Annotated in this window: 31 protein-coding genes; 24 read left to right on the top strand and 7 right to left on the bottom strand. The window is 42.3% G+C overall.

The window, feature by feature from the left end:
• The first annotated feature begins 1 nt into the window (after nucleotide 1).
• The 4 genes from udk to ABOA58_RS18690 all read left to right on the top strand — a co-directional run bounded on the left by udk (nucleotide 2) and on the right by ABOA58_RS18690 (nucleotide 4,087).
• Complete coding sequence (gene udk / locus ABOA58_RS18705; protein WP_034308619.1) at nucleotides 2-640, top strand: uridine kinase; 639 nt, start codon at nucleotides 2-4, stop codon at nucleotides 638-640.
• Nucleotides 641-944: 304 nt separating this feature from the next.
• Nucleotides 945-1,421, top strand: coding sequence for a transcription elongation factor GreA (gene greA, locus ABOA58_RS18700; RefSeq protein WP_101222638.1), 477 nt, complete (start codon nucleotides 945-947; stop codon nucleotides 1,419-1,421).
• 122 nt (nucleotides 1,422-1,543) lie between these two features.
• Nucleotides 1,544-3,295 carry a peptidoglycan D,D-transpeptidase FtsI family protein gene (locus tag ABOA58_RS18695; RefSeq protein WP_350299539.1) on the top strand — a complete coding sequence of 584 codons (1,752 nt, stop codon included), beginning with the start codon at nucleotides 1,544-1,546 and terminating at the stop codon, nucleotides 3,293-3,295.
• Between the two features lie 87 nt (nucleotides 3,296-3,382).
• The gene (locus ABOA58_RS18690) at nucleotides 3,383-4,087 is read left to right on the top strand and encodes a YrrS family protein (protein WP_350299538.1); all 705 of its coding nucleotides are present in this window, start codon (nucleotides 3,383-3,385) and stop codon (nucleotides 4,085-4,087) included.
• A gap of 65 nt (nucleotides 4,088-4,152) precedes the next feature.
• Here the strand turns inward: ABOA58_RS18690 and ABOA58_RS18685 are convergent, their stop codons facing one another.
• On the bottom strand, nucleotides 4,153-4,365 hold the full coding sequence (locus ABOA58_RS18685) for a DUF2536 family protein (protein WP_048682770.1): 213 nt from the start codon (nucleotides 4,363-4,365) through the stop codon (nucleotides 4,153-4,155).
• 160 nt (nucleotides 4,366-4,525) lie between these two features.
• Here ABOA58_RS18685 and ABOA58_RS18680 point away from each other — a divergent pair, with 160 nt between their 5' ends.
• The 6 genes from ABOA58_RS18680 to ABOA58_RS18655 all read left to right on the top strand — a co-directional run bounded on the left by ABOA58_RS18680 (nucleotide 4,526) and on the right by ABOA58_RS18655 (nucleotide 9,039).
• Complete coding sequence (locus ABOA58_RS18680; protein WP_350299537.1) at nucleotides 4,526-5,164, top strand: class I SAM-dependent DNA methyltransferase; 639 nt, start codon at nucleotides 4,526-4,528, stop codon at nucleotides 5,162-5,164.
• Nucleotides 5,165-5,180: 16 nt separating this feature from the next.
• The gene (gene mtnN / locus ABOA58_RS18675; RefSeq protein WP_101222634.1) at nucleotides 5,181-5,876 is read left to right on the top strand and encodes a 5'-methylthioadenosine/S-adenosylhomocysteine nucleosidase; all 696 of its coding nucleotides are present in this window, start codon (nucleotides 5,181-5,183) and stop codon (nucleotides 5,874-5,876) included.
• A 94-nt stretch (nucleotides 5,877-5,970) separates the two neighbouring features.
• The gene (locus tag ABOA58_RS18670) at nucleotides 5,971-6,894 is read left to right on the top strand and encodes a PLP-dependent cysteine synthase family protein (protein WP_350299536.1); all 924 of its coding nucleotides are present in this window, start codon (nucleotides 5,971-5,973) and stop codon (nucleotides 6,892-6,894) included.
• 1 nt (nucleotide 6,895) lies between these two features.
• Nucleotides 6,896-8,032: a bifunctional cystathionine gamma-lyase/homocysteine desulfhydrase gene (locus ABOA58_RS18665; protein WP_350299535.1), complete on the top strand. Its 1,137-nt coding sequence runs from the start codon at nucleotides 6,896-6,898 to the stop codon at nucleotides 8,030-8,032.
• Between the two features lie 113 nt (nucleotides 8,033-8,145).
• Complete coding sequence (locus ABOA58_RS18660) at nucleotides 8,146-8,412, top strand: YrhC family protein (protein WP_350299534.1); 267 nt, start codon at nucleotides 8,146-8,148, stop codon at nucleotides 8,410-8,412.
• Nucleotides 8,413-8,898: 486 nt separating this feature from the next.
• A complete protein-coding gene (locus ABOA58_RS18655; protein WP_072273247.1) occupies nucleotides 8,899-9,039 on the top strand; it encodes a YrzI family small protein in 141 nt (46 codons plus the stop codon).
• A gap of 306 nt (nucleotides 9,040-9,345) precedes the next feature.
• On the opposite strand, the gene ABOA58_RS18650 is transcribed toward ABOA58_RS18655, so the two are convergent.
• Entirely contained in the window at nucleotides 9,346-9,540 is a 195-nt protein-coding gene (locus ABOA58_RS18650; protein WP_350299533.1) for a sporulation protein YjcZ, read from the bottom strand.
• Between the two features lie 184 nt (nucleotides 9,541-9,724).
• Between ABOA58_RS18650 and sigK the strand changes: the two genes are divergently transcribed.
• Complete coding sequence (gene sigK / locus ABOA58_RS18645) at nucleotides 9,725-10,447, top strand: RNA polymerase sporulation sigma factor SigK (protein ID WP_034308596.1); 723 nt, start codon at nucleotides 9,725-9,727, stop codon at nucleotides 10,445-10,447.
• Nucleotides 10,448-10,640: 193 nt separating this feature from the next.
• Here the strand turns inward: sigK and ABOA58_RS18640 are convergent, their stop codons facing one another.
• Nucleotides 10,641-10,943, bottom strand: a complete 303-nt coding sequence (locus ABOA58_RS18640; protein WP_350299532.1) for a hypothetical protein — start codon at nucleotides 10,941-10,943, stop codon at nucleotides 10,641-10,643.
• 163 nt (nucleotides 10,944-11,106) lie between these two features.
• Here ABOA58_RS18640 and ABOA58_RS18635 point away from each other — a divergent pair, with 163 nt between their 5' ends.
• Nucleotides 11,107-12,897 carry a M3 family oligoendopeptidase gene (locus tag ABOA58_RS18635; protein ID WP_350299531.1) on the top strand — a complete coding sequence of 597 codons (1,791 nt, stop codon included), beginning with the start codon at nucleotides 11,107-11,109 and terminating at the stop codon, nucleotides 12,895-12,897.
• A gap of 63 nt (nucleotides 12,898-12,960) precedes the next feature.
• On the opposite strand, the gene pssA is transcribed toward ABOA58_RS18635, so the two are convergent.
• Nucleotides 12,961-13,500, bottom strand: a complete 540-nt coding sequence (gene pssA / locus ABOA58_RS18630; protein WP_350299530.1) for a CDP-diacylglycerol--serine O-phosphatidyltransferase — start codon at nucleotides 13,498-13,500, stop codon at nucleotides 12,961-12,963.
• 136 nt (nucleotides 13,501-13,636) lie between these two features.
• Here pssA and ABOA58_RS18625 point away from each other — a divergent pair, with 136 nt between their 5' ends.
• A complete protein-coding gene (locus ABOA58_RS18625) occupies nucleotides 13,637-14,422 on the top strand; it encodes a phosphatidylserine decarboxylase (RefSeq protein WP_350299529.1) in 786 nt (261 codons plus the stop codon).
• A gap of 52 nt (nucleotides 14,423-14,474) precedes the next feature.
• Here ABOA58_RS18625 and ABOA58_RS18620 read toward each other — a convergent pair whose 3' ends face one another.
• Entirely contained in the window at nucleotides 14,475-14,615 is a 141-nt protein-coding gene (locus ABOA58_RS18620) for a sporulation histidine kinase inhibitor Sda (RefSeq protein ID WP_034311351.1), read from the bottom strand.
• Nucleotides 14,616-15,080: 465 nt separating this feature from the next.
• On the opposite strand from ABOA58_RS18620, the gene ABOA58_RS18615 reads away from it, so the two are divergent.
• From ABOA58_RS18615 to ABOA58_RS18580, 8 genes are read left to right on the top strand one after another with little or no spacing between them, the layout of a single operon-like run.
• On the top strand, nucleotides 15,081-15,602 hold the full coding sequence (locus ABOA58_RS18615; protein WP_101222627.1) for a YqeG family HAD IIIA-type phosphatase: 522 nt from the start codon (nucleotides 15,081-15,083) through the stop codon (nucleotides 15,600-15,602).
• A complete protein-coding gene (yqeH, locus tag ABOA58_RS18610; protein ID WP_413018975.1) occupies nucleotides 15,599-16,708 on the top strand; it encodes a ribosome biogenesis GTPase YqeH in 1,110 nt (369 codons plus the stop codon). Before ABOA58_RS18615 ends, yqeH begins: the two co-directional genes overlap by 4 nt.
• Nucleotides 16,709-16,728: 20 nt before the next feature.
• Nucleotides 16,729-17,571: a shikimate dehydrogenase gene (aroE, locus tag ABOA58_RS18605; RefSeq protein ID WP_350299527.1), complete on the top strand. Its 843-nt coding sequence runs from the start codon at nucleotides 16,729-16,731 to the stop codon at nucleotides 17,569-17,571.
• Entirely contained in the window at nucleotides 17,565-17,855 is a 291-nt protein-coding gene (gene yhbY / locus ABOA58_RS18600) for a ribosome assembly RNA-binding protein YhbY (protein ID WP_076365174.1), read from the top strand. Before aroE ends, yhbY begins: the two co-directional genes overlap by 7 nt.
• An 11-nt stretch (nucleotides 17,856-17,866) precedes the next feature.
• Entirely contained in the window at nucleotides 17,867-18,436 is a 570-nt protein-coding gene (locus ABOA58_RS18595; RefSeq protein ID WP_098369749.1) for a nicotinate-nucleotide adenylyltransferase, read from the top strand.
• Nucleotides 18,426-18,998, top strand: a complete 573-nt coding sequence (yqeK, locus tag ABOA58_RS18590) for a bis(5'-nucleosyl)-tetraphosphatase (symmetrical) YqeK (RefSeq protein WP_350299526.1) — start codon at nucleotides 18,426-18,428, stop codon at nucleotides 18,996-18,998. Before ABOA58_RS18595 ends, yqeK begins: the two co-directional genes overlap by 11 nt.
• Nucleotides 18,998-19,354, top strand: a complete 357-nt coding sequence (gene rsfS, locus ABOA58_RS18585) for a ribosome silencing factor (RefSeq protein ID WP_101222622.1) — start codon at nucleotides 18,998-19,000, stop codon at nucleotides 19,352-19,354. Before yqeK ends, rsfS begins: the two co-directional genes overlap by 1 nt.
• Nucleotides 19,351-20,094 carry a class I SAM-dependent DNA methyltransferase gene (locus tag ABOA58_RS18580; RefSeq protein WP_350299525.1) on the top strand — a complete coding sequence of 248 codons (744 nt, stop codon included), beginning with the start codon at nucleotides 19,351-19,353 and terminating at the stop codon, nucleotides 20,092-20,094. Before rsfS ends, ABOA58_RS18580 begins: the two co-directional genes overlap by 4 nt.
• Nucleotides 20,095-20,197: 103 nt before the next feature.
• Here the strand turns inward: ABOA58_RS18580 and comER are convergent, their stop codons facing one another.
• Complete coding sequence (comER, locus tag ABOA58_RS18575) at nucleotides 20,198-21,028, bottom strand: late competence protein ComER (protein ID WP_350299524.1); 831 nt, start codon at nucleotides 21,026-21,028, stop codon at nucleotides 20,198-20,200.
• Nucleotides 21,029-21,138: 110 nt separating this feature from the next.
• On the opposite strand from comER, the gene ABOA58_RS18570 reads away from it, so the two are divergent.
• From ABOA58_RS18570 to ABOA58_RS18560, 3 genes are all read left to right on the top strand, one after another.
• Complete coding sequence (locus ABOA58_RS18570) at nucleotides 21,139-21,774, top strand: helix-hairpin-helix domain-containing protein (RefSeq protein WP_350299523.1); 636 nt, start codon at nucleotides 21,139-21,141, stop codon at nucleotides 21,772-21,774.
• Nucleotides 21,775-21,852: 78 nt separating this feature from the next.
• Nucleotides 21,853-22,413 (top strand): ComE operon protein 2, encoded by a 561-nt coding sequence (locus ABOA58_RS18565; RefSeq protein WP_350299522.1) that lies wholly within the window; start codon nucleotides 21,853-21,855, stop codon nucleotides 22,411-22,413.
• A 19-nt stretch (nucleotides 22,414-22,432) separates the two neighbouring features.
• A complete protein-coding gene (locus tag ABOA58_RS18560) occupies nucleotides 22,433-24,739 on the top strand; it encodes a DNA internalization-related competence protein ComEC/Rec2 (protein ID WP_350299521.1) in 2,307 nt (768 codons plus the stop codon).
• Between the two features lie 76 nt (nucleotides 24,740-24,815).
• Here ABOA58_RS18560 and ABOA58_RS18555 read toward each other — a convergent pair whose 3' ends face one another.
• A complete protein-coding gene (locus ABOA58_RS18555) occupies nucleotides 24,816-24,950 on the bottom strand; it encodes a YqzM family protein (protein ID WP_034308559.1) in 135 nt (44 codons plus the stop codon).
• Nucleotides 24,951-25,044: the final 94 nt, after the last annotated feature.

Raw genomic sequence — 25,044 nt, 5'->3', positions numbered from 1 at the left:
CATGACAAGAAAGAAACCAGTGGTCATCGGAGTTACCGGAGGGTCTGGATCAGGTAAAACAAGTGTTACCCGTTCCATTTTTGAATTCTTTCAAGGACATTCCATCTTGATGATCGAACAAGATTATTACTATAAAGATCAAAGTCATCTGCCTTTTGAAGAGCGCTTGAAAACGAACTATGATCATCCGCTTGCATTTGATAATGATTTGCTAATCGATCACATTAACGCATTGCTGCGCTATGAAACGATAGAAAAACCGGTTTATGATTATTCGATCCATACGCGTTCGGAAGAAGTCATCACAGTTGAACCCCAGGATGTCATCATCCTTGAAGGGATTCTTGTGCTGGAGGACGAGCGCCTCCGAGACTTGATGGATATGAAGCTATATGTTGATACGGACGCAGACTTGCGGATCCTTCGTCGGATGACCCGTGATATTAAAGAACGCGGCCGTTCCATAGATTCCGTCATCGAACAATACATCAGTGTCGTTCGCCCGATGCATAATCAGTTCATAGAACCGACGAAGCGTTATGCCGACATCATCATTCCGGAAGGCGGTCAAAACCATGTGGCAATTGACCTCATGGTGACAAAAATTCAAACAATCCTTGAACAAAAGTCTTTTTTGTAATAACATAGCATAAATAATGATAGGTGCCATTTTCCTCCGTTTATTTAAATAATCCCAACTATTTATTGGGAAAGACTGGACAAATGTTGGAAAACGCAATACTCTATTCTTGATACAGAACGAACCGGCTGCACACCGCAGTCGGTTTATATACTAAGGAACGGATGTTTCTTAGTATCGAAGCGCGTACTTTTTAAGTCGCGCAATTATATATTCTGACTCGATTTCAGGGTTAAGCACTATATAGTACATAAACTTGTGACAGCGAATGCTTGCTGTAAAGAATTTGAAGGAGTGAAGGGTTTTGGCAATTGAAAAAGAATATCCAATGACTATTGAAGGTAAGTTAAAGCTTGAACAGGAACTGGAACAGTTAAAAACGGTTAAACGTAAAGAAGTGGTGGAAAGAATCAAAATCGCCCGCAGTTTTGGGGACCTTTCCGAGAACTCAGAGTACGATTCCGCAAAAGAAGAGCAGGCTTTCGTTGAAGGACGGATTACAACAATCGAAAACATGATCCGTAATGCAAAAATCATTGAAGGCAATGATTCGAATACAGATACAGTTTCACTTGGAAAGTCGGTAACATTCGTTGAGCTTCCAAATGGTGACGAAGAAACATATTCCATCGTAGGAAGCGTTGAAGCGGATCCATTCGAAGGGAAAATCTCCAATGATTCCCCAATCGCGAAAAGCCTGATAGGAAAAAGGGTCGGCGACAAGGTTTCTATCATGACTCCTGGCGGCGAAATGAGCGTCAAGATTGTTTCCATCGACTAATTAAATGCAAAAGGGGATGTCCATGGGGCATCCTCTTTTTTATCGGAAAAATGCCGCGTTAAATTTGTTCATAATTGTTTAAAAATTCGCACCTCGTCAACAATGGTTACGAGGTGTATTTTATGAAAAAGAAACGAATGAGGTTGCTGGCTCTTTTTTTGACCGCTTTCATGCTGATGCTCATAGGCAGGCTTGCCTACATCCAACTTGTATCGACAGAATCTTTTTCAAAGCATGATGTGAACCTATTAGAAGCAAGCGTGAATCAGCGTTCACAGATATTAAAGATTGATGATGGACGCGGAAAGTTTTATGACAGAAATGGAGAACCGCTTGCACATGAAGAAATCCCAACGCTCGTCCTATTTCCATTTTTGAAAAAAATGACATGGCCTATAGATGAAGTGGCCTCGATAATAGGCAAATCGGAAGCGGAGTTAAAACGGGCGATAGAACTGGCAGAGGAACCATTCGTATTTGGCGGGGATGAACCGATAGAGTTGACATCGAGCCAATCGAAGGCAATCAATGAACTGAAGATTCCCGGGGTCTTTGCCGTGAACGAGAAATTATATCATGATCAAACCCCTGCAGCGCAATTGATCGGCACGACGAATATATCAGATGCAGAAAAGAAAAAACGTTATCCTGACATGAATTTATCCCCTGAAACGAAAATAGGCAATACGGGGCTGCAAAGGACCTTCGATGAGTTCTTGCTTTCCGCTGGGGAATCGAAGCTCGTTTTTCACGTGGACGCCAGCGGAGGACCAATGTTCGGTGTCGATGTTAAATATGTGGAACCTGCAAATCCGCTTTACCCGGTGAAGGTCGTGACGACGATCGATAAAGAAATTCAGGAAAAAGCGGAGAAGCTCGTCGATGACCGCGGGATAAAAAAAGGCGGTCTTGTACTGATCGATATTGAAAAAAGTGAAATCGTCGCAATGGTATCACGTCCGGCGCTTAATATAAAAGATCCGAATGGCGAAGGGGCCGTCAATATGATGCTGACTCAAAAAACACCGGGCTCCGTCTTTAAAACGGTCACGGCAGCAGCTGCCATCGATTATGAAGCCGCTAGTCACACCCGGACATTTAATTGTAATTTGACGATAGACGGGAAAACGGATAAACAGAGGGAACTGGGCATGCTTAATTTTGAAAATAGCTTTGCCCAAAGCTGCAACAGGACGTTTGCCGAATTGTCACAGGAAATAGCTGAGAAGGATCCGGAATTTTTGGATAAATATGCTGAAATGTTAGGTCTGGTTGGTGAAACGGGCTGGCAAGGGGATGTGTATCACACCGAAGTCACTCAGTTGCATCATGAACAAGCCGGTAAGGTCTGGCATGATGACGATTTAAAAAAAGATCCGAAAATGATTGCCAAAACGGCAATTGGCCAGCAGGATGTCCAAACGACACCGCTCGCTATAGCGAATATGATGGCTACGATTGCCCGCGGCGGCAAGAAGGAACAGGTCAAAGCCGTTTCAAAGGTCGAATTTAACAACAGTACGACCGTAGTCGATTTTCCCAATCAAAGTATTGGCGGCGAGACACTGTCTCCATATACGGCGATGAAGATGCAGCATCTTCTTAGGAAGGTCGTGACGGAAGAGAAAGGGACGGGCGCTGCCTTGAGAGATTTGCCTGTTGAGGTTGCCGGCAAGTCTGGAACAGCTCAGACCAATATCGAAAAAGGGGAGCTCAATAAATGGTTTGCGGGCTACTTTCCATATAAAGATCCCAAATATGCTCTTGTTACCGTAAGTTTTGAAACAAAGGAAAACAGTTCCAGCATGACGCCTCTTTTTTCAGATATTGTAAAAGTCCTGTACTCCAAGGACCAGGACAATAGCGAGAATTGACGAAAAGTGTAGGAAACCCTTCCCTTCTATCTCTAGCTAAATCATGTTAAAATGAGGCAGTAAGAAAAGGTAAGGGAGGAATGGACCTTGGGCTCACGTTTTAATCAGAGAGATCAAAAAAGAAAAGTAAATAAAATATATAATATTGCTATCACCATTGTTTCCATTTTAATCGTCATTGTCGCAGTCACGATTTTCTTAAGTGACGATGGCACCGAAACAAAAAAAGCCACGACAGAACCAAAGCAAATCGCCGATACAGATTCAGGGAAGGTAGCGGACAAGCCTGCTGGCAAAAAGGAAGAAACGGATTCAGAGAAGGAAGACGCAGTAGGAGATAGTGAAGCAAAAGAGGAAGATTCAGAAGAAGATAGTAAAGCAACAGAGGAAGATTCAGAAGAGAAGGCAGAAGATGGTGCAGATCCAGAAAAAGCAGGGGATGCCGAACTTGTGGAAGTGGAAGGCAGCGGCGATGGCAATGTTGCGGCCACATATACGAGTGAGGGCTGGGAACCAGTAGGAACTGAGCAATCCGGGGAACACACTACAAGCTTCGAAAAGGACTCGGTCGATTGGAATGAAATGAGTAAAGCCATAGCAACTGGGGCTGGAATCGATGAAGGCAGCATGAGAATATGGTGGCTGCAAAACGGCGGTTCGCCCAATACGGCAATCGGAACCGTTTCTGAAGGAGATAGTCCTAAAACCTTCCGTGTTTATATTGAATGGGTGGACGGATCAGGTTGGAAGCCTGTAAAAGTCGAAGAGCTGAAGACAAACGATAAAAGGTAATGTTCAAAATCATAAACTTAAAACCCCCGAAAGGTATTCCGCTTTTCGGGGGTTTTTCATCGTGATCACTTTTTTGCTTTAAAGTGGACGACTGCACTATAAAAACGTCTGCCTTCCTCACTTACATACATTTGGTGTGATACGGATTCCACCTGGAGCATGATCGCTTTATTGATTTCAATTTGTGATTGGATTTTTTCTTCAAGATTCTTGATGCTTTCTGCCTCGAAAAATTCTATTTTATCTTCGAATAAGTTTAAGTCAAGTTGAAAACTCATGACTGTTCCCCTCCAACATTTTAGATACTGTTAGTTTAACACCATTTTCGCCGAATCTGAACCGAATGATGGATTTGCCTAAAAAACAAGAACTGTTTCTGCGTTTATTTCATATTATGCTTATAGGTTTTATTATCTTATCATAAAAAGGTGATTAAAAATGGGCAGAGAATTTATCGATTTATTTGAAGAATGGTCGAAATCGTATGATGATACGGTTAGTGGACACGATATTGAGTATCAAGAGGTTTTTAAACATTATGATAGGATATTGGATAGCGTCACGGACCGGGCTCATGGTCATGTGCTGGAGTTCGGCGTAGGTACCGGGAATTTGACGGAAAGGCTTTTGATGAAAGGCCTAAAGGTATCGGGAATTGAACCCTCACCTGCGATGAGGGAAATAGCGGTAAGCAAGCTGCGTGGGAAAACAGAAATTGCAGATGGGGATTTTATCGATTTTCCGAAGCCGGAACAGGTTGATTCGATCGTGAGCACGTATGCGTTTCATCATTTAACCGATGAAGAAAAAGAAAAAGCGATAGCCAACTATGGAAAGTTACTGAATACTGGTGGTAAAATAGTGTTTGCGGATACGATGTATCAATCAAGGGAAGCTCATGAACGAGCGATTCAAGATGCAAGGCAGGCAGGCTTTCATAATTTGGCGAACGATTTGCAAACGGAATATTATACTACGATTCCTTTTTTGGAAAAAGCACTTGAAGCAAATGGATATAAAGTGAACTTCGAGCGCTGCAATCAATTTGTCTGGATTATGGAGGCGGAAAAATTATAGGAAGAGGTTTTTACTAATGAAGGTAGCCATAATCGGAGCAATGGAAGAAGAAGTTACGATTTTACGTGATAAATTGGAAGGTTTGGAGCGGGTGACCATTGCCGGTTCCGAGTTTAATACAGGAACACTGAATGGTGTCGAGGTCATTTTGCTTAAATCGGGAATCGGTAAAGTGAATGCGGCAATGTCCACAACAATTCTGTTAGAAAAATTCAAACCGGATGCAGTCATCAATACTGGCTCTGCCGGCGGATATCATCCAGCACTTAATGTAGGGGATGTGGTCATATCCACGGAAGTTCGCCACCATGATGTCGATGTGACGATTTTTGGATATGAGTACGGTCAAGTCCCTCAGCTTCCGGCAGCTTTCATCCCGGATGAAAAGCTTCTCGCAATCGCAGAAGAAGCAGCAAAAGAAATCGAGGATATTCAAGTGGCGAAAGGGTTGATCGTTACGGGGGATTCTTTCATGAATGATCCTGTCAGGGTTGAATTCGTCAGAGGGAAATTCTCTGATTTATATGCGGTGGAAATGGAAGCGGCAGCCATTGCACAGGTAGCCTTCCAATTCAAAACACCGTTTGTCATCATTCGTTCCCTTTCGGATATCGCAGGTAAGGAGTCCAATATTTCCTTTGATAAATTCCTGGAAACTGCGGCTCTTCATTCAGCGGCACTGATTTTGAAAATGGTCGAAAAAATGAAATGAATGGTAAGTGATCAGCGGAAGCCTTTCCGCTGATCATTCTTTATTGCATAATTCTTATTAAGTTGGTAGGATAACTATGAAAGGATGTCCAAATATGAAAGTCTTTCAAAACATTCATGAGTTGATAGGGGAAACACCGATGATGGAAATCACCCAGTTCCCGCTTCCGGATGAAGTCCGCATCTTTGCCAAACTGGAATACTTTAATCCGGGAGGCAGTGTGAAGGATCGGCTTGGTCAAGAATTGTTAGCCCAAGCGTTACAGACAGGGAAGGTGAAAAAGGGCGGGACGATCATCGAACCGACTGCCGGAAATACTGGAATTGGCTTGGCGTTGGCTGCGATAAACAGTGGCGTGGACGTGATTTTTTGCGTTCCGGAGAAATTCAGTGCAGAGAAACAGGAATTGATGCGTGCTCTTGGAGCGAATGTGATCCAGACCCCGACAGAGGAAGGAATGACAGGAGCGATTGCCAAGGCTAAGGCGCTGCTGGCTGAAATTCCGGGATCTTATTGTCCTCAGCAATTCGCCAACCCATCCAATCCTGAAGCATATTATAAAACGCTGGGACCTGAAATATGGGAACAGATGGAAGGCGATGTAGATGTGTTTGTTGCCGGTGCCGGGACGGGCGGGACATTCATGGGAACATCGCGATATATAAAAGAAAAGAACGCTGCTGTCAAAACGGTCATTGTCGAACCAGAAGGATCGATTTTAAACGGCGGCAAAGCAGGACCCCATAAAACAGAGGGCATCGGGATGGAATTTTTGCCAACCTATATGGATGAAACGTATTTTGATCAAATCCATACGATAAGCGATCATGATGCTTTCCATATGGTAAAGGAATTGGCGCTTAAAGAAGGCCTCCTTGTCGGCAGTTCTTCGGGCGCGGCATTTGCAGCGGCCATAAAAGAAGCAGCGAAGGCTTCCCGTGGGTCGAATATCGTCGTCATATTTCCGGATTCCAGTGAACGATACTTAAGCAAAAAAATTTATCAAGGAGGTATTTGAAATGAGAAAAAAAACACAATTGATTCATGGCGGCATTGTTGGTGATGAAAAAACAGGAGCGGTTTCGGTGCCGATTTATCAAGTGAGCACATATAAACAAGATGGACCGGGAGATCACCGGGGATATGAATATTCCCGTACAGGCAACCCAACCCGCCATGCCCTCGAAGAGTTGATCAAGGATCTAGAAGAAGGAAAAAGAGGCTTTGCCTTCGGATCAGGAATGGCAGCGATGACCGCGGTTATGATGCTGTTCAATCAAGGTGATCATGTATTGATGACCGATGACGTTTATGGAGGGTCTTTCCGGGTCATCACTAAAGTGCTTAACCGCTTCGGGGTGGAGGCTACGTTCATCAATACGAGTGACATGCACTCGATCGAAAAAGAGATAAAAGACAATACGAAGGCATTGTTCATAGAAACCCCGACGAATCCATTATTGAAAATCACCGATCTGGAGGAAGTATCAAAAATAGCTAAAGAAAACGGCATCCTGACCATTGTTGATAATACCTTCAGTACGCCATACTGGCAAAATCCACTTACACTTGGAGCCGACGTTGTGCTTCATAGCGCTACGAAGTACCTGGGGGGACACAGCGATGTTGTAGCGGGTCTTGTCGTGGTGAATGATGAAAAACTTGGCAATGACCTTCATTTCATCCAAAACTCTACAGGAGGCGTGCTAGGGCCCCAGGATTCATGGCTGCTGATGCGAGGCATTAAAACGCTGGGTATCCGGATGGAAGAACATGAAAAAAACACATCCGAAATCGTCCGTTTCCTATCCGGGCATAAAGACGTTTCGAAAATCTATTACCCTGGTCTTGAAAACCACCCAAATCATGATATTGCCAAAAAACAATCGCGTGGATTCGGCGGTATGGTTTCATTTGATGTCGGCAGTGCCGAAAAAGCCGCATCCGTTTTGAATAAAGTGAGATTCTTTACACTTGCGGAAAGTCTGGGAGCAGTGGAGAGCTTAATTTCGATTCCAGCCTTGATGACACATGCCTCCATTCCGGCTGAGCGCCGTGCAGAGCTTGGAATAACCGATGGGTTGATTCGCATTTCAGTTGGCCTGGAAGATGTTGAAGACCTGTTGGAAGACTTGGAACAAGCGCTACAAGGATAATCGGAGAGGGAACGCTTCCAAGCTTACTGCCATTATTTACACCCTGGAATTTGGAATAAATATGGTAGAATGAGATATCGATATCTTATTAGCTTGAAAGAAGGTGGAATGGCATGAAAAACCGCAAAATGCAAACGGCGGCAATGCTGCGTTCGAAAATGGTCGATTTTAAACAATTTGCGATCACTTTGTTATGTGTAGGTTCGTTCTTCTATTTAGGAACCATCCTTCCCTCTGGCGACAAAGCGATCATTGACACATATGTCTATATGGGAGCGACAATAACATTCCTGGGCATATCCATAGTATTTTTCTCATTATCCAAAAAATATAAAAAGATCTTGGCCGAAATGGATGACCAGGACTCTTTAAAACAATAAAAGCAAACCTGATTCTTTAATGGAATCAGGTTTTTTTATTTTTCTGTTGGTGTTGCCCATTAAGGGGCAGATTATCATACCACTTACCTCCTTTAGGTAATAATAGCTCTTGAAAATGGGTAAAAAGATCGAAATTTTCAAATAAATAGGCAAAAGCCGTTTACAAATATCGGATTTGTGGATATACTTACCAAGTAATAAAAAATATTCCAAAGGAGGTCGAAGAAAATGACATTGTATCTACATGGAGTCGTCACTATTAGCCGGTCCGTTTCAAATGACAATCAAATAACATTCGACCTGTGCCAAGCGGAATATTTCTAAAGCAATTTGGCTTTATTAATCATTCAAACATAGCGGCCGCAGGGAGAAGTGTTTTATCCTGCGGCCTTTTTATATTTTCAAAAAGAAGCCGCAGGAGAACTTAACTTTCTGCGGCCTTTTTATGCCTTTTTGATGGGCCGCCCCTTTAAAGGAGGTGATATTATGACACTGAATATGCTTTTTTTCACAATCACGATTAAAATGAAAAAAATGACTGCCGAGGAATGTTTGCAGCAGGAGAGAATTCACAAGATTCGAGAAGAACATCTAGATAAAGCGATGAAGCACCGTCCATTTTTCTAAAAACATACGAGGTTGGTATCCCGTTCATTAAAATAAAATTTAAAGAAAGGTGGAGGTTAAAATGTTGAATTTGTTTTATGTAAAAGGAGAGAAGCGTTGCTATTGGCAGGAGAAGGATACCGGCTAACGGATCTGCCGGTGTATTGCCAGCGTTTGTATGTATATATGTACAGCGGAAGAGGCTATTGGAAACATGATAAAATTGAAGGTATGTTGTTATGACGCTAACTCAGAACTGCAACGGTAGAGATGAATATGTAAAGGGGGAAACTCGGCACTCGGGCCGAGTTTTTTTCTTTGCCTGAATCAGCAGCACGGACCTGATCCTCCATAACCAAATCCACATCCCGGCAACCACCAAAACCCGAAAATGAGCAATAAAATCAAGAGGACAATAAACAGGCCATAACCAAAGCCGTAACCGGACCCTGCATAGCAAGGCGCAGGAACAGGAGCCGGATAACCATAGCTGCATCCGTATGGTCCATAGTTATATCCCATCGTAAAAACCCCCTTCCCTAAAAAATTCCCTATCATGAACATTTGCCTTCCTTCGTTTGGGAATTCCTCCAGGCTGGTTTGAACATTTAACACTTTCCTGATTTCTTTTAGTGGGACAGACACGAACAAGCCCACTGCTGCATAGGTATGAATAGGGAAACCAAAGAAACGGGGGATGAAACCAATGCCCGGAATACTTACAGTTGTCGGTTATATTATCAAAGAATTTTACTTATTCGTTTCCTATGTGAAAAACAACGCTTTTCCCCAGCCTCTGTCATCTCAGGATGAAAAGAAATATCTGAAGCTTATGAGTGAGGGTGATGGTGATGCCCGTAACATCCTGATCGAGCATAATCTCAGGCTTGTTGCCCATATCGTCAAGAAATTCGAGAATACGGGCGAAGATACAGAGGATTTGATTTCGATTGGGACAATTGGTTTGATCAAGGCCATTGAGAGTTATTCGGATGGGAAGGGTACGAAGCTGGCCACATATGCGGCACGATGCATTGAGAATGAGATCCTGATGCATTTACGAGCGACAAAGAAAACGAAGAAAGATATTTCCCTGCATGATCCGATCGGTCAGGATAAAGAAGGAAATGAAATCAGTTTAATCGATGTACTGAAATCGGAATCGGAAGATGTCATCGATACGATTCAGCTCAATATGGAAATAGAAAAAGTGAAAAAGTATATTGATATTTTGGATGAACGCGAAAAGGAAGTCATTGTAGGCAGGTTCGGACTGGATTTGAAAAAGGAAAAAACCCAGAGGGAAATCGCTAAGGAGCTTGGCATATCCCGCAGTTATGTATCAAGGATCGAAAAACGTGCATTGATGAAGATGTTCCACGAATTTTACAGAGCAGAAAAAGAAAAGGAAAAGAAAGCTAAAGGATAGGAATGTTAAAGTCAAAGAGAGTGCGGGGAATTTCCCCGCACTCTTCTTTTTAATATTTATTTCGGATCAAATCCGTAAATGCATGATAAATCTCGATTCCCTGAAAAAGGAACAGACGTGAAGCGGTTAAAGAAAATACCCCTATCATAATTAGTCGGAACCACATATGAATCACTCCTCCATTTTATTGTTTTTATAAAATGTCAGAGCGTAAGGCTACGTAATTCGCCTGAAAAAAAACCGGACTGAGATATCGCAGGCGTAGATTTGAGTGAAAATAAAGATAACTCAAAATGGAAAATTCGAAAATGAGAACAATGATAAGTGACTGCCAGGAATTGAAGGAAGGCACGAAAGGCTGCTTCTTGTCGGCCTTATCCCAATGGTGAACATCGGTATGTTCTTCAATGGTCAGCTGCTGTGCATGATGATGGAACTGTATGGGCAGCGTCCAAAGGAGCAGGATGATGGCAGACATGTGAATAAAGAATTTCATATGAATCAACCACCCCTCTCCCAAGAATATATTCATCATAACATGCTTTTAATCTGGGATATAGAAAAATGTTCTGGCAAAAATACTGAAAATTCCTTTTAATTAGAAAAATATTGAATTTACCTCTATAATGGGATTAGTGATAAAAAGGGGGCAAAGCAGGATGGGATATTCTTTGACGTGGGATTTGGATATCTTTTTTAAAGGAGGAAGCTCTTCTAAGGAGTTCCTGATTTTTTTAGATGAAATTAACGAAGAGGTAAAAGAATTAGACCGGGTTGTAAGCAATATCAATCCAGAAGGAAATGATGAAAGCAGTTTAATCCAGGCATTTGATCTTTATAAAAATACAAATATGAAATCCACGCAGGCCAGTGCATTCATTGGATGCCTGGAAGCTCAAAATGCGCACGATAAAAAGGCTGGTCAGCTGCGGATCAAACAAATGAAGATAGTCGCTTCACTAAAAATGGTGGTAAGCAAGCTGGATGAAAAGTTGATACAGCTTGATGATGCGTTTTTTAAAGAAATCCTCGAAAAAGAACCATTGAATGAATTGAAATTTGTATTGGATGAACGTCGGGAAAAGGCAAAGGAAAAGCTTTCCGTAAAGGAAGAATCATTAATCACCCAATTGGCCATGGATGGTTTCGAAGGATGGAGCCAAATGTATGATACAATCGTCGGTTCAATGACGATCCCTTATAAGGGTGAAAAGCTTTCTGTAGGCCAAGCGGCGAATAAATTTTCTGATCCTGATGAAGGGGCCCGGAAAGAGTTATTTACCGGGTGGGAACAGGCTTGGGAGGAAAAGAGTGACCTTTTTGCCCGGACGCTGAACCACTTGGCTGGATTCCGTCTCAGTGTGAATGAAAAAAGGGGCTGGGATGATATTTTGAAAGAGCCTCTTGAAATAGGGAGGATGAAAAAAGAAACCCTCGAAAGCATGTGGAATGTCATTGCCGATCATAAGGAGCCGCTTGTGAGGTTTTTAAAAAGGAAAGCGGAGTTATTGGATTTGGATAAATTAAGTTGGGCGGATTTGGATGCACCGCTTGCTGTTACGGCACAGTCCAAAGTAATGGATTATCAAGAAGGTGCAGACTTCATCATACAGCAATTCTCTAAGTTCGGTTCTCAATTAGCAAGCTTCACCCAAAAAGCTTTTGAAGACAGCTGGATTGAAGCGGAGGACAGACCAGGTAAGAGACCAGGCGGTTTTTGCACCGGCTTCCCATTAAATAAGCAGTCAAGGATTTTCATGACGTATTCGGGCACCCCATCCAATGTATCGACATTGGCTCATGAATTGGGACATGCATTCCATTCTTATGCAATGAGGGATATCCATCCATTGAATCGGTCATATGCCATGAATGTGGCTGAAACCGCCTCAACCTTTGCTGAAATGGTCGTAGCGGATGCGGCTGTGAAGGAAGCGGCCAGTGAGGAAGAAAAGCTTGTGCTTTTAGAAGATAAAATACAGCGTTCGGTTGCATTACTCATGAATATCCATGCCCGCTACTTATTCGAGACAAGGTTTTATGATGAGAGGAAACAAGGGTATGTCAGTGCCGAACGGTTGAATGAACTGATGGTCGATGCACAAAAAGAAGCTTATGGCGATGCTTTAAGTGATTATAATCCAACGTTCTGGGCTTCAAAGCTCCATTTCTATATTACAGGTGTACCATTTTATAATTTTCCGTACACATTCGGTTACTTATTCTCATTAGGCATTTACGCGAATGCCCTGAAAGAACCTGCAGGATTCGAAGAAAAATATATCGCTCTATTAAAGGATACCGGTTCCATGAAGGTCGAGGATCTGGCGGAGAAACATTTAGGCGTCGATTTGAAGACCCGGGATTTTTGGGAAGAAGCGGTCAATGCCTGTATGGAGGATGTTGAAGAATTCATGCGTTTGACCGACCCCTTAGTCCGAAAAGCATAAAAGGGGTTTAGGCTGAATATGAACGAAAAAAAGCGGATGTCCATAGGACATCCGCTTTCTTATTTAAACTTTCTTCAGTTTAAATGGACTGACCATAAGCAATGATAATATAATCATGAGGGATAAGAAAAAGACCGGATGGAAATACGGGATGGCGAGATAACTTAATGTAGCGATGCAGCCCGCAACCGTAATTGGCACTCCCATAAAATATCCATTGCTTTCACTTATATTGAAGCGGGCGAGACGAAATGCGCCACAGCCAATATAGAAAACGGTGAAGAGTGTGCCAGGTGCTCCGAATTCTATCAATATTCCTTGGTATAATAATAGAGCTGGTGCGACGCCGAAAGATATGATGTCACACATGGAATCAAGCTGCTTACCCAATTCCGATTCAATGTTGAACTTCCGTGCAACCATACCGTCAAAGCGATCTGCAAGGGCAGCCAGGAAGATTAAAAGCAGGCTTAAATTCAATTGGCCGTGCATCACGGCAATTATTGCAAATCCACCAAGGGATAAATTCATTAAAGTAAGTATATTTGCTGTTTGTGCTTTCACTTTTTTAATGGTTTGATCGAGGGCGTGTAATAAAAACATCTTTTCACTCCTTTCAAATGAAACAAATTAAAACAATATATAGTAAACATAAGTATTTATTATATAATAATATTTTACTTAACACAATTTATGCAAGGGAATTTTAGAATAATTTTACAATTTGGAGTGGTTTTATTTGTTTCAGTCTTTATATCGCATTCTTATTGAACTGACGAATGGTCAGTATTCATCAGGATTATTAAAGCATTTTAGCCAATCTCGTTGGAGCAGGCCCTTAATTTTACTGTATGTAAAAACATTCAACCTTAATCAACAAGAATTTGGTAAAGAGTTAAAAGCTTATACCAATCTGCACGAGCTATTTACAAGGCAGTTAAAGGCGGACGCCAGGCCAATTACGGCAGATCCTTCTGCGGTAGCTTGTCCTGTGGACGGTGTTCTCGAGGATTCAGGGGAGATACAGGCTGATAAAAAGATCGTCGTTAAGGGAAAGATATATTCAATGGAGGAAATGCTCGGGGATGAGCTTTTTTTGGAAAAGTACTTAGGGGGCAAATATCTCGTGTTATACTTAAGCCCGAGTCATTACCATAGGATCCATTCACCAATCAAGGGTTCCGTAGTCAAACGCTGGACCCTTGGAAGGAAATCGTACCCCGTCAATAAATGGGGGATGAAATATGGAAAAGAGCCTTTATCAAAAAATTATCGGACAGTAACTGAATTGCAAAATGAAGCGGGAAGTCTGGCTATGGTGAAAGTCGGGGCCATGTTCATAAATTCGATCGTCATTACTGATGAATCTCATGAATTGGAAAAAGGGCAGGAATTTTCTTATTTCAGCTTTGGGTCAACAGTGGTGCTTCTTTTTGAAAAAGGCAGTTTTGAACTTGAAGGAAACATATCCATTCCCGCAGATGTCCGTGTAGGTGAAACGATCGGTTTCATGAGGGCCGTCTAACTTCAATTGAAAATAAGAGGCTGACATTTGATGTCAGCCTATGTATTCCATATTAAAATATTGATCGGATTTTATGCGTTAGGGATCTTCGATGAATTTCCGTTTCTATGAGGCGGATGAAATCGGTACTCAACTTTAAATTCTGTGCTTTAAAATAGGATTCAAGCAACAGGTCATCAGATAGTTTTTGCATCAGAACGCCATATACGGCTGCTCACCTCCAGTAGGGATTGCGAGGAATAATTTGGTGTTTACTTGCATATATTGATAAGTCTTCCTTGATGTACCCCTACTGTATCAGAAATAAACGTGGAGAACAATCGTTCTGTTATCCACAGTTGAAAGTGGATAACCTGTGGTTAAGTTGTTTACAAGGTGAACGAAATGGTGCACATCAGTATGGAAAATGTTAGTAAAGTTATCCACAGGTTGAACAAATGAAATTTTTGTCGAAATCTTTTATGAATAATTAGTTCTTTGGTTCTGGTCTGCCTGCAAATTTCCCATTATTTAATAAAAAATGCCTTTCCATATCTTAAAACATCCATTATGATGTTTCTTTACCGTCAGCCCTTCTTTCCTAATTTTTTTTGAAAGTGAGCTAAAAATTCGATATGATGGAAACGGTAAATTTTAATGAAAATATAGAGGTGTCAATATGCTTAAATTATTTTTGCCGAGTGAACATGTTAAAAGCATTTTTAATATAGATCCTCAAGAATTGAAAAAAAGAGGGATCAAGGGAGTCATTACCGATTTGGATAATACTCTCGTTGAATGGGACAGGCCAACTGCCACCCCCGATTTAATCAAATGGTTCGACAATTTGCGGGATCATGGGATTTTAGTGACGATCGTGTCCAATAATAATGAAAATCGGGTTCGGGCTTTTTCCGATCCGCTTCACATTCCGTTTATCTTCCAGGCCAGAAAACCGATGGTAAGAGCTTTCAATAAAGCCCGTAAGTCAATGGGATTGAAATTGGAAGAAACGGTGGTAATCGGCGATCAGTTATTGACGGATGTATTGGGAGGGAACAGAGGCGGGTTTCATACGATCTTAGTGCTCCCTGTAGCACAAACCGACGAATTCAGAACAAGGATCAATCGTTATTTTGAAAGAAAGATCATGGCGTTCTTTAAACGAAAAGGAATGATAGAATGGGAGGATCACAATTGAACAATCATCAAGAATTAGTGTGCATCGGCTGCGGTGTGAAGGTCCAGACTGAAGATCCGAAGGAGTTGGGCTATGCCCCTAAATCAGCCCTGGAAAAAGAGACGATCGTTTGTCAGCGCTGCTTTAAATTGAAACATTATAACGAAGTTCAGGATGTATCCTTAACAGACGATGACTTCTTGAAAATCTTGAATAAAGTAGGCGAAACCGACTCTTTAATCGTCAAAGTCGTCGATATTTTTGATTTCAATGGAAGCTGGCTGCCTGGCCTTCATCGATTTGTAGGAAGAAATGATGTTCTTTTGATCGGAAATAAGGTCGATTTATTGCCTAAATCCGTAAAAACGAACAAGTTGATCAATTGGATGAAGCAATCGTCCAAGGAATTGGGTCTAAACCCGGTTGATGTCCTGCTTGTCAGTGCGGAAAAGGGAAAGCACATACTGGAAGCGGCTGATGCGATTGAGCGGTACCGCAAAGGTAAAGATGTCTACGTGGTGGGCTGTACGAATGTAGGTAAATCCACTTTCATTAACCGTCTTATAAAAGAATTGAGCGGTGAAGACGATATCATCACGACTTCCCACTTCCCTGGGACTACCTTGGATATGATCGAAATTCCTTTGGATGATGAACAGGCATTGATCGATACACCAGGAATCATTAATCATCATCAAATGGCTCACTATGTGGACAAACGGGACTTCAAGGTGATTATGCCGAAAAAGGAAATCAAGCCGAGAGTTTACCAACTGAATGAAGGACAGACGCTATTTTTCGGAGGGTTGGCCCGGCTGGACTATGTCTCAGGCGGAAGGCGTTCACTGACTTGCTACCTTTCGAATGAATTGAATATTCACCGTACGAAACTGGAAAATGCCGATGAATTGTATAAAAACCATGCCGGGGAATTATTGACGCCCCCACGGCCTGAACAAATCGAGGAGTTTCCGAAGCTGATTCCACATGAATTCTCCTTGAAAGATGGTAAAATGGATATTGTGTTTTCTGGTCTTGGCTGGGTGACGGTCAATGAGCCAGGAGCGAAAGTCGTTGCACATGTTCCAAAGGGCGTCAATGTGATCGTTCGCAAATCATTAATCTAAATATAGGGGTCGTCTAGTCTATGAAAAAGATATATGGGGTAATGGGAGATCCAATTGCGCATTCGATGTCACCGGACATTCATAATGATGCTTTTGAAAAAGAAAATATAGAAGCGGTTTATCATCATTTTCATGTGACACCTGAGCGATTGAACGATGCCGTAAAAGGCATGAAAGCCCTTGGTATTGAAGGGTTTAACATCACGATTCCTCATAAGACTTCAATCATCCCTTTCCTTGATGAAGTGGATGAACTGGCCCTTGCAATCGGGGCTGTAAATACGGTTGTTAACAAAAATGGTCGGTTTATAGGGTATAATACAGACGGAAAAGGATTTTTCAAATCTTTATGCGATGAAATATCAGGTGACATCAAGGCTAAAAAAACGTTAGTGATCGGAGCGGGCGGTGCTGCGCGTGCGATTTATTTTACCCTCGTGAAAGAAGGGGTAAAGCAAGTTGATATTGCAAACCGGACAAAGGAAAGAGCGGCCCAGCTTGTTTCTGATTGCCCATATGATAAAGTATCGAAGGCACTCTCGATTATCGAAGCGGAAGAAAGCTTATCACAATATGATTTAATCATCCAAACGACTTCTTCTGGAATGAGTCCTGAATTGGATCATTCACCGTTAAAGGTCGACCAGCTTAAAACCGGTGCCATTGTCAGTGATATCATTTATAACCCTCTGCAAACCAAGCTGCTGCGTGAAGCGGGGGAAAAAGGGGCGGAAACGCAAAATGGGCTGGGGATGTTCATCAACCAGGCTGCGCTCGCTTTTGAGATATGGACAGGCATTATGCCGGATACAGCAAGAATGACAGATATTGTCTTGAACAAACTAGGAGGTAACACATGTTAACAGGAAAACAAAAAAGATTTTTACGATCAAAGGCCCACCACCTCAATCCAATTTTTCAAGTTGGTAAAGGCGGCGTCAATGATAATCTCATCAAGCAAATTGGTGAGGCGCTTGAAGTACGTGAATTAATCAAGGTCAGCATCCTGCAAAACTGTGAAGAGGACCGCGATGATGTGGGACTTTCTTTATCAAAGGGTGCACGGGCGGAATTGGTTCAGATTATCGGCAACACAATTGTGCTGTATAAAGAATCAAAAGAAAACAAACAACTTAAATTACCTTAAGGAACCTATCTATGAAAAAAATTGGAATTCTTGGCGGTACATTCAATCCTCCGCATATCGGGCATTTGATTATAGCGAATGAAGTGCTTGATGCCCTTGAGCTAGATGAAATCAGGTTCATGCCAAATCACGTTCCTCCACATAAGGAAAAATCGGAGGAAGTAACGGACATGGACAGGCTGGCTATGTTGGAAAACGCGATAGCCGGAAACCCATCTTTTTATATTGAGGGTATTGAAATAGAAAGAAAAGGCACATCTTATACGTATGACACGATAAAATTGCTTAAAGAGCTTGAGCCAACCAATGAGTTCTATTTCATAATTGGCGCAGACATGATTGAGTACTTACCGAATTGGCACCGTATCGACGAGCTGGTGCATATGGTAAATTTCGTCGGGGTGAAGCGCCCTGGATATAATGAAAAGACCGTATACCCAATCACGATGGTGAAAGTCCCTCAAATGTTCATTTCTTCTTCCATGATACGAAGGAAGTTAAGAACGGGGAAAACCGTGAAATATTTAATAGCAGATCCAGTGGTGAAGTATATTAAAGGGAATGGTTTATATGAATCGTGAGGAAGCATTGGCACTGGTCAAAGAACAAATCACTGAGCACAGGTACATTCATACCTTGGGTGTGGTCGAGTCAGCGATTGAACTTGCTGAACGGTATGGTGCCGACGTCCAAAAAGCGGAACTGGCAGCCATTTTCCATGATTATGCAAAATTCCGTCCAAAAGAGGAAATGGAGCAAATTATAATCGCTGAAAAAATGGACCAGGCGTTACTTGAATACAATATGGAGCTGTGGCACGCTCCTGTCGGGGCTTATCTGGTGAAAAAGGAAGCTGGCATTCAGGACGCTGAAGTCTTGGATGCGATTGCCTATCACACGTCTGGCAGGGTTGGCATGAGCCTTTTGGATAAAGTCGTATACCTTGCCGACTATATTGAGCCGGGACGTTCTTTTCCCGGTGTCGAAGAAGTCAGGCAGACGGCAAAGCAAAACTTGGATCATGCTGTCATCCAGGCTTTAAGGAATACTGTTGTTTTTTTAATGAAAAGAAATCAGGCAATTTACCCTGACACATTTAAGACATATAATGATTTGATCATGAATTTGAAGGAGAAGATGTAATGACTGAACGTGAACTTCTTGTAATTGCAGCAAAAGCGGCGGATGATAAAAGAGCGGAGGATATCGTGGCATTGAACATGCAAGGTATTTCCCTTGTAGCGGATTACTTTTTGATCTGCCACGGTAATTCTGAAAAACAAGTACAAGCAATAGCTCGTGAAATGAAGAGCAAAGCTGATGAATCAGGAATCAATGTAAAACGTCTTGAAGGCTTTGACGAGGCGAAATGGGTGCTTGTGGATCTTGGAGATGTAGTGGCCCATATTTTCCATAAAGATGAAAGAAACTACTATAATCTTGAACGTTTATGGGGAGATGCACCTTTTGAAGATCTAGAGAGTGAACTGACTACATGACTTATGAACGCTTTGCCTATGTATACGATGAATTGATGAAGGACGCACCTTATGAAAAATGGCTGATGATCCTTACGGCGAAGCTGGAACAGTATGGAATTGGTGGAAGGAAAGTCCTGGATTTAGCGTGTGGAACCGGGGAAATGACCGTTGAATTGGCGCAGCACGGATTCGAAGTCACCGGCGTGGATTTATCTGATGAAATGCTTCTTGTTGCCAATGAAAAGGCGGTTAAGCTTGGATTATCAATTCCGCTTTTTCAGCAGAATATGGCAGAACTCGAGGGACTTGGCCAATTTGATTGTGTCACGATTTTTTGTGATTCGCTGAACTACCTTCGCGATGAGGAGGATATAGTCAAGACGTTCAGCCGGGTTCATGAGCATTTGAAGGATGGCGGATTATTCTTGTTTGATATCCATTCCATTTATAAAATGGAAGAAATCTTTCGCGATAATACGTTTGCTGTCAACGGTGAAGAAGTATCCTATATATGGGACTGCTTCCCGGGTGAAGAACTTTACAGTGTTGAGCATGATTTAAGTTTTTTCGTAAGGGACGATGAAAGCGGACTGTATGACCGTTTTGATGAGTTGCATTATCAACGGACCTATCCGGTTGAACAATATAAAAAGTGGTTGGAGCAAGCAGGTTTTACGGTTTCTGAAATTCTGGCGGATCTTGAAGAAGCACCGCTCGTAACGGAAACCGAAAGAATCTTGTTTGTAGCCAGTAAATAATAAAGAGGTCAAGAATCCCCGTTCGTACATCATCCTGTACGAGTGGAGGTCTGACCTCTTCTTTTTTTATTTTAAGAAGGAATTGAGATATAAATTACGAATATTAATAAGGATGGCCGAACTGCTTTTCAACTTCGTATAGGTCCTCTGCAAACTTTTCGTGTGTCGCTTGAAAAAGATGATGGAACATTTCCCCTGTTTCAGCTTCTAAAACCTTGATCCCCTCACCCGTTATTCCACCCTTTACACAAACCTTTTCCTGCAAGGTCGGCAATGTATAAACCCCTTTACCAAGCAGTTCCCCTAAGCCAACCAGCATATTCTCAGTCAAAGTCGTAGCCGTTTCTTTATCTATCTTCGTCGTTTGGCAGGCCGCGTCAATAAAAGCTTGTGCTAAATAGCTGAAGAAGGCAGGACCGCAGCTGACGATATCGGAAGCTACCCGGGTTATATCATTTTCAATGATGACCGGTGCCGATATGGCGGAGGCCAAATCATATAAAGCTGACACTTTCTCTTTACTGCAGCTCTTGCTGAAACTCAGTAACGATACCCCTGAACCGACACGGTTCGTTATGCTCGGTATAAAACGGGCACAGGGGGCATTCACTGCCGATTCAAGCTGGGAGACTGAAAGCGGGCTTGTGATGGAAATGACCAGCTGATCCCTTTTTATATGATGTTTGATGCCTTGTAATAGGCTGTTAATTTGTAATGGTTTTACACATAGAAAGATAAAGTCGGCTTGTTGGACGGTTTCGGCTGCGCTTTCCGCAACCTTGATGCCAGGGTGTTTTTCTTTCAGCACCAATGCTTTGGAAAGTGTGCGATTTGTAATGACTAGATCTGCCGGATTCAATATTTTTGCCTCCAGCCATGCCTCGATTAAAATGGTACCCATATTTCCGGTTCCGATAACACCGATTTTCTTCAATTCCTTTCAACTCCTCTCACTTAAAGCGATTGATTCTCCTAAAAACACTATGTATTTTTAATCTGTCCTATGACTATGTATCGTGCGAAATCCAACAAGGAGGCAAAGAAATGGATGAAATTTTAAAAAGGAAAATGCCGAAGATTACCGTTGCGGTGGCATTTGTTGCAGCTGGTATTTACTTTTTTTTGCAACAAGGGGAGGATCCGGCGGATACGGAAGATATATTTTCCATTTCTGAAAAAGAAGCTGAAATCGAACAAAGTGAAAATGAAACAGCTGCCGAACCTGTCATCATTAAAGTGGACGTTAAAGGAGCGGTCAAGTCCCCTGGGATTTTTACTGCACAGGCAGGTGACCGGGTGATTGATTTAATTTCGGCTGCAGGCAGTTTTACGGACAAGGCCGATAAAAATAAAGTGAATTTTGCCCAAATCGTCGAAGACCAAATGGTCATTTATGTTCCGGAAATAGGTGAAGAAGTCACGGGGAGCTTGGAGAATATACCAGTCGGGTCGTATGGTGATGCCGCCACTATGGGGGCGTCAGGAGGACTGGTGAACTTGAATACAGCTACACAGGAAGATTTGGAAACCTTGACGGGGATTGGACCATCCAAAGCGAATGCGATCCTGGAATACAGGGAAACGGTAGGGAAATTCAAGGAGGTCGATGAATTGAAGAAGGTAACGGGAATCGGCGATAAAACGTTTGAAAGGTTACGGGATTCCATTTCGGTGAAATGAATGATTTAATATGCTACACAAATGGACAGGAAGAGGGTAAAATTGAAGAAAATCATTCTAGTGGTAAGGGGATACAACATGAACAGAATTAGTTGGGATCAATATTTCATGGCGCAAAGCCATTTATTAGCCTTAAGAAGCACATGTACTCGCCTCACTGTAGGGGCGACCATCGTCAGGGACAACAGAATCATTGCGGGGGGATATAATGGGTCCATTGCGGGTGGGACGCATTGTATTGATGACGGCTGTTATGTAATTGATAATCATTGTGTCAGAACGATACATGCAGAAATGAATGCACTTTTACAATGTGCGAAATTTGGGGTGCCTACTGATGGGGCGGAAATATATGTGACGCATTTTCCGTGTCTTCAGTGCTGTAAATCACTCATCCAAGCTGGTATCAAGGCTGTTTATTATGCGGAAGATTACAAAAATCATCCATATGCCCTGGAATTATTTAAACAGGCTGGCGTCAAGACCGAGAAGGTTGAAGCAAAAGGGGCCATCGATGTTAATGGAAAACAAAAAAAGGACTTTGTATTCTCATTGTTAGCTCAACTTGAACGAACAGGCCTGGGAAAAGAAGCTGTATTGGAGCTGGAAAAGCAGGCCAATCAGATTTTTGAAAATTAAATAGGACAGGGGGGCAGGCATGGCTCGACACCTTATCTTATTAGCCGTTTCGGCCTCATTTGGTGTTACGGCCCATTCTTTTATAAATGTAAGGCTGCTGATCATCATCCTTATTTTTCTCTGTTTACTTTACTTTTCGGTGGGATTAAGTGTGAAGGCCCTTAGTTTTCATTTGGTGATCATGGGGGTGTTTTTAGGGTCCGCCTCCTTCACCGATCACCGCAACAAAACTGCCTATCATGGAACGGAAAGCCAATTTATCATTACATTTACCGATCAACCGAATATAGATGGAAATTCTTTAAAAGGATTCGTTGCCAGTGAGAAAGGCGAACGGTTAGTGCTGCGTTATAAAATCACCACAGAACTGGAACAGGAAAAGCTGGGTCGGTTTCTGCGAATCGGTTTATCATGTCCGGCCGAAGGGACATTGCAAATTCCCGACAAAAACAGAAATGAAAACAGTTTCGATTATCAGCGTTATCTTTTGCGTCAAGGCACCCATTGGATTTTCAAAGCGGATTCAATTTCATTTCAAGATTGTAAAGTGGTTGGAAACCCGATTCTTGTTTCGATTCGTAATTTGCGCCTGAAGGGGATTACGTATATTAGAGAACACTTTCCGGAAGAATCCAGCGGTTTTGTCACAGCCCTCATATTCGGCGACCAGACATATATAGATGAAGGCGACCTTACTAATTATCAGCGGCTCGGACTGGTTCATTTACTGGCTATTTCCGGTCTTCATGTCAGTTTTTTAACGGGGCTGTTATTTTACTTCGGCATCAGGGTCGGGATTACACGGGAAAGAATGATGATGGCCATCTTATTCTTCCTTCCGGTTTACATGTTACTTTCAGGTGCCAGTCCATCAGTGGTGAGATCCTGTTTAATGGCTATGCTTTTCTTTCTACTGCTGCTTCTCAAGAAGCGAATCTCGGCGGGTATCGCAATCGGATCGGCTTATATGGCACTTTTGTTTTTTCGGCCTAATATGCTCTTTGATATAGGTTTTCAGCTTTCATTCGCGGTCACTTTCTCCATTATCATGTCTTCAAGCATTTTCTTGCAATACCCGAAGAAAACAACGCAGCTATTCATCGTCAGCTCCATCTGCCAATTGGCATCCCTTCCGATTCTGCTTTTTCACTTTTTTGAAGCATCCTTTCTTGGGGTGTTTCTGAACGTATTGTATGTTCCGCTTTATTCCATCGTATTGCTGCCATTTTCACTGATTTCCCTCTTCATTCATATATTACTGCCTTCCTTGGGGCAACCCCTCATCTCATTATTGAATTATACCTTCATACTCTGCAATAAAGCTGCGGATGCTGCATCGGATTTGCCGCTGGCCTCCATTCCGTTTGGAAAACCGCCTTTCATCATGATGGGATTACTTGTTATTTCGCTTTTAGGGTTATACCTGACATGGGAAGTATCCTTTGAAAAAAGTAAAATCTGGTGCGGAATAATAATTGTCCTTTTACTTTTGCAATATAACTTACAAAGGTTCTCGCCTTTTGGTGAAGTGCAGATCATCGACGTTGGGCAAGGTGACTCCATTTTAATTATCCTGCCTTTCAATCGCGGTAACTATTTGATTGATACGGGTGGACAAATTACATTTCCAATCGACACGTGGGCAAAAAAGCGAAAGAAGTTCAACACCGCGGATGATATCATTGTTCCATTATTGAAAAGTAAGGGAATCCACCAATTGGACAAACTGATTTTAACCCATCCGGACGCAGATCATATGGGAAGTGCAAAAGAATTAATAGAAAATTTTAAAGTTGGGGAGATCATCATTGGAGGCTGGAGTGAAGAGCAATACAGGGATATGGATTTTGTGACTGTGGCAAGAGATAAAAAAATGAAAATGACTGTCCTGAAAAGGGGGGACCATTGGGTGGCGGGCGGAGCGCCGTTTGCTGTGCTAAGTCCATATGAGAAAGAAGAAAATAAGAATGATTCATCCATAGTTCTATTCACGGAGCTTGGGGGATTGTCATGGTTATTGACCGGCGATATGGGAGAAGAAGGGGAAAGTGAACTTTTGAGAACATTTCCGCAGTTGCAGGCGGATATCTTGAAGGTCGGTCACCATGGCAGCAAAACTTCTTCTTCCACGCCCTTCCTTGAACAGCTGCAGCCGAAAGCGGCGCTTATTTCAGTTGGAAAAGATAATGGCTACGGTCACCCTCATCGAGACGTAATTGGGAATCTGGAGAGAAATGGCATAAAGGTGTTCAGGACGGACGAGGATGGTTCTATTATTTACAAGTATTACAAAAGCAGTGGAACCTTTCGGAAGACTCTCCCATAGTATGTAGAAAATCAAAAAGAAAGAGACTGCAGCGGCAGCCTCCATCAGGAAAAATAAGTGCATGTAGTAAATGAAATCAGGATCCGACAGCTTTAATGACGACAGCTATGGTGAACATGGCAGCGAAAAATACAAAAGAACCGATGAATCCTATAGCGGAATCAGCGACGTCATCTGTCTTTGATTGAACATTCTTTTCGAATTCGTTCATTGTTTACCCCTCCTATTTCTGCTAATAGTATAAAACATTACCAAAAAAAAATCTACAGGCTTCATTCCTTCATTTCCTTTACTGACAAGAGTTG

Source organism: Peribacillus frigoritolerans, assembly GCF_040250305.1.
Lineage (GTDB): Bacteria > Bacillota > Bacilli > Bacillales > DSM-1321 > Peribacillus.
The sequence above is the reverse complement of the archived record's forward strand: the minus strand, read 5'-3'. Positions and strand labels throughout refer to the sequence as shown.

Bases quoted from the DNA above. Each gene is read 5' to 3' on its own strand.
- ABOA58_RS18615 (WP_101222627.1), top strand. From the start codon at position 15,081: ATGCTTAAATTATTTTTGCCGAGTGAACATGTTAAAAGCATTTTTAAT.
- yhbY (WP_076365174.1), top strand. From the start codon at position 17,565: ATGTTAACAGGAAAACAAAAAAGATTTTTACGATCAAAGGCCCACCAC.
- ABOA58_RS18655 (WP_072273247.1), top strand. From the start codon at position 8,899: ATGACACTGAATATGCTTTTTTTCACAATCACGATTAAAATGAAAAAA.
- ABOA58_RS18665 (WP_350299535.1), top strand. From the start codon at position 6,896: ATGAGAAAAAAAACACAATTGATTCATGGCGGCATTGTTGGTGATGAA.
- ABOA58_RS18560 (WP_350299521.1), top strand. From the start codon at position 22,433: ATGGCTCGACACCTTATCTTATTAGCCGTTTCGGCCTCATTTGGTGTT.
- ABOA58_RS18660 (WP_350299534.1), top strand. From the start codon at position 8,146: ATGAAAAACCGCAAAATGCAAACGGCGGCAATGCTGCGTTCGAAAATG.
- ABOA58_RS18685 (WP_048682770.1), bottom strand. From the start codon at position 4,365: ATGAGTTTTCAACTTGACTTAAACTTATTCGAAGATAAAATAGAATTT.
- sigK (WP_034308596.1), top strand. From the start codon at position 9,725: ATGCCCGGAATACTTACAGTTGTCGGTTATATTATCAAAGAATTTTAC.
- ABOA58_RS18570 (WP_350299523.1), top strand. From the start codon at position 21,139: ATGGATGAAATTTTAAAAAGGAAAATGCCGAAGATTACCGTTGCGGTG.
- ABOA58_RS18565 (WP_350299522.1), top strand. From the start codon at position 21,853: ATGAACAGAATTAGTTGGGATCAATATTTCATGGCGCAAAGCCATTTA.
- ABOA58_RS18680 (WP_350299537.1), top strand. From the start codon at position 4,526: ATGGGCAGAGAATTTATCGATTTATTTGAAGAATGGTCGAAATCGTAT.
- ABOA58_RS18635 (WP_350299531.1), top strand. From the start codon at position 11,107: ATGGGATATTCTTTGACGTGGGATTTGGATATCTTTTTTAAAGGAGGA.
- pssA (WP_350299530.1), bottom strand. From the start codon at position 13,500: ATGTTTTTATTACACGCCCTCGATCAAACCATTAAAAAAGTGAAAGCA.
- aroE (WP_350299527.1), top strand. From the start codon at position 16,729: ATGAAAAAGATATATGGGGTAATGGGAGATCCAATTGCGCATTCGATG.
- ABOA58_RS18695 (WP_350299539.1), top strand. From the start codon at position 1,544: ATGAAAAAGAAACGAATGAGGTTGCTGGCTCTTTTTTTGACCGCTTTC.
- ABOA58_RS18595 (WP_098369749.1), top strand. From the start codon at position 17,867: ATGAAAAAAATTGGAATTCTTGGCGGTACATTCAATCCTCCGCATATC.
- ABOA58_RS18670 (WP_350299536.1), top strand. From the start codon at position 5,971: ATGAAAGTCTTTCAAAACATTCATGAGTTGATAGGGGAAACACCGATG.
- mtnN (WP_101222634.1), top strand. From the start codon at position 5,181: ATGAAGGTAGCCATAATCGGAGCAATGGAAGAAGAAGTTACGATTTTA.
- rsfS (WP_101222622.1), top strand. From the start codon at position 18,998: ATGACTGAACGTGAACTTCTTGTAATTGCAGCAAAAGCGGCGGATGAT.
- udk (WP_034308619.1), top strand. From the start codon at position 2: ATGACAAGAAAGAAACCAGTGGTCATCGGAGTTACCGGAGGGTCTGGA.
- ABOA58_RS18580 (WP_350299525.1), top strand. From the start codon at position 19,351: ATGACTTATGAACGCTTTGCCTATGTATACGATGAATTGATGAAGGAC.
- ABOA58_RS18650 (WP_350299533.1), bottom strand. From the start codon at position 9,540: ATGGGATATAACTATGGACCATACGGATGCAGCTATGGTTATCCGGCT.
- ABOA58_RS18640 (WP_350299532.1), bottom strand. From the start codon at position 10,943: ATGAAATTCTTTATTCACATGTCTGCCATCATCCTGCTCCTTTGGACG.
- ABOA58_RS18555 (WP_034308559.1), bottom strand. From the start codon at position 24,950: ATGAACGAATTCGAAAAGAATGTTCAATCAAAGACAGATGACGTCGCT.
- yqeK (WP_350299526.1), top strand. From the start codon at position 18,426: ATGAATCGTGAGGAAGCATTGGCACTGGTCAAAGAACAAATCACTGAG.
- ABOA58_RS18620 (WP_034311351.1), bottom strand. From the start codon at position 14,615: ATGCAAAAACTATCTGATGACCTGTTGCTTGAATCCTATTTTAAAGCA.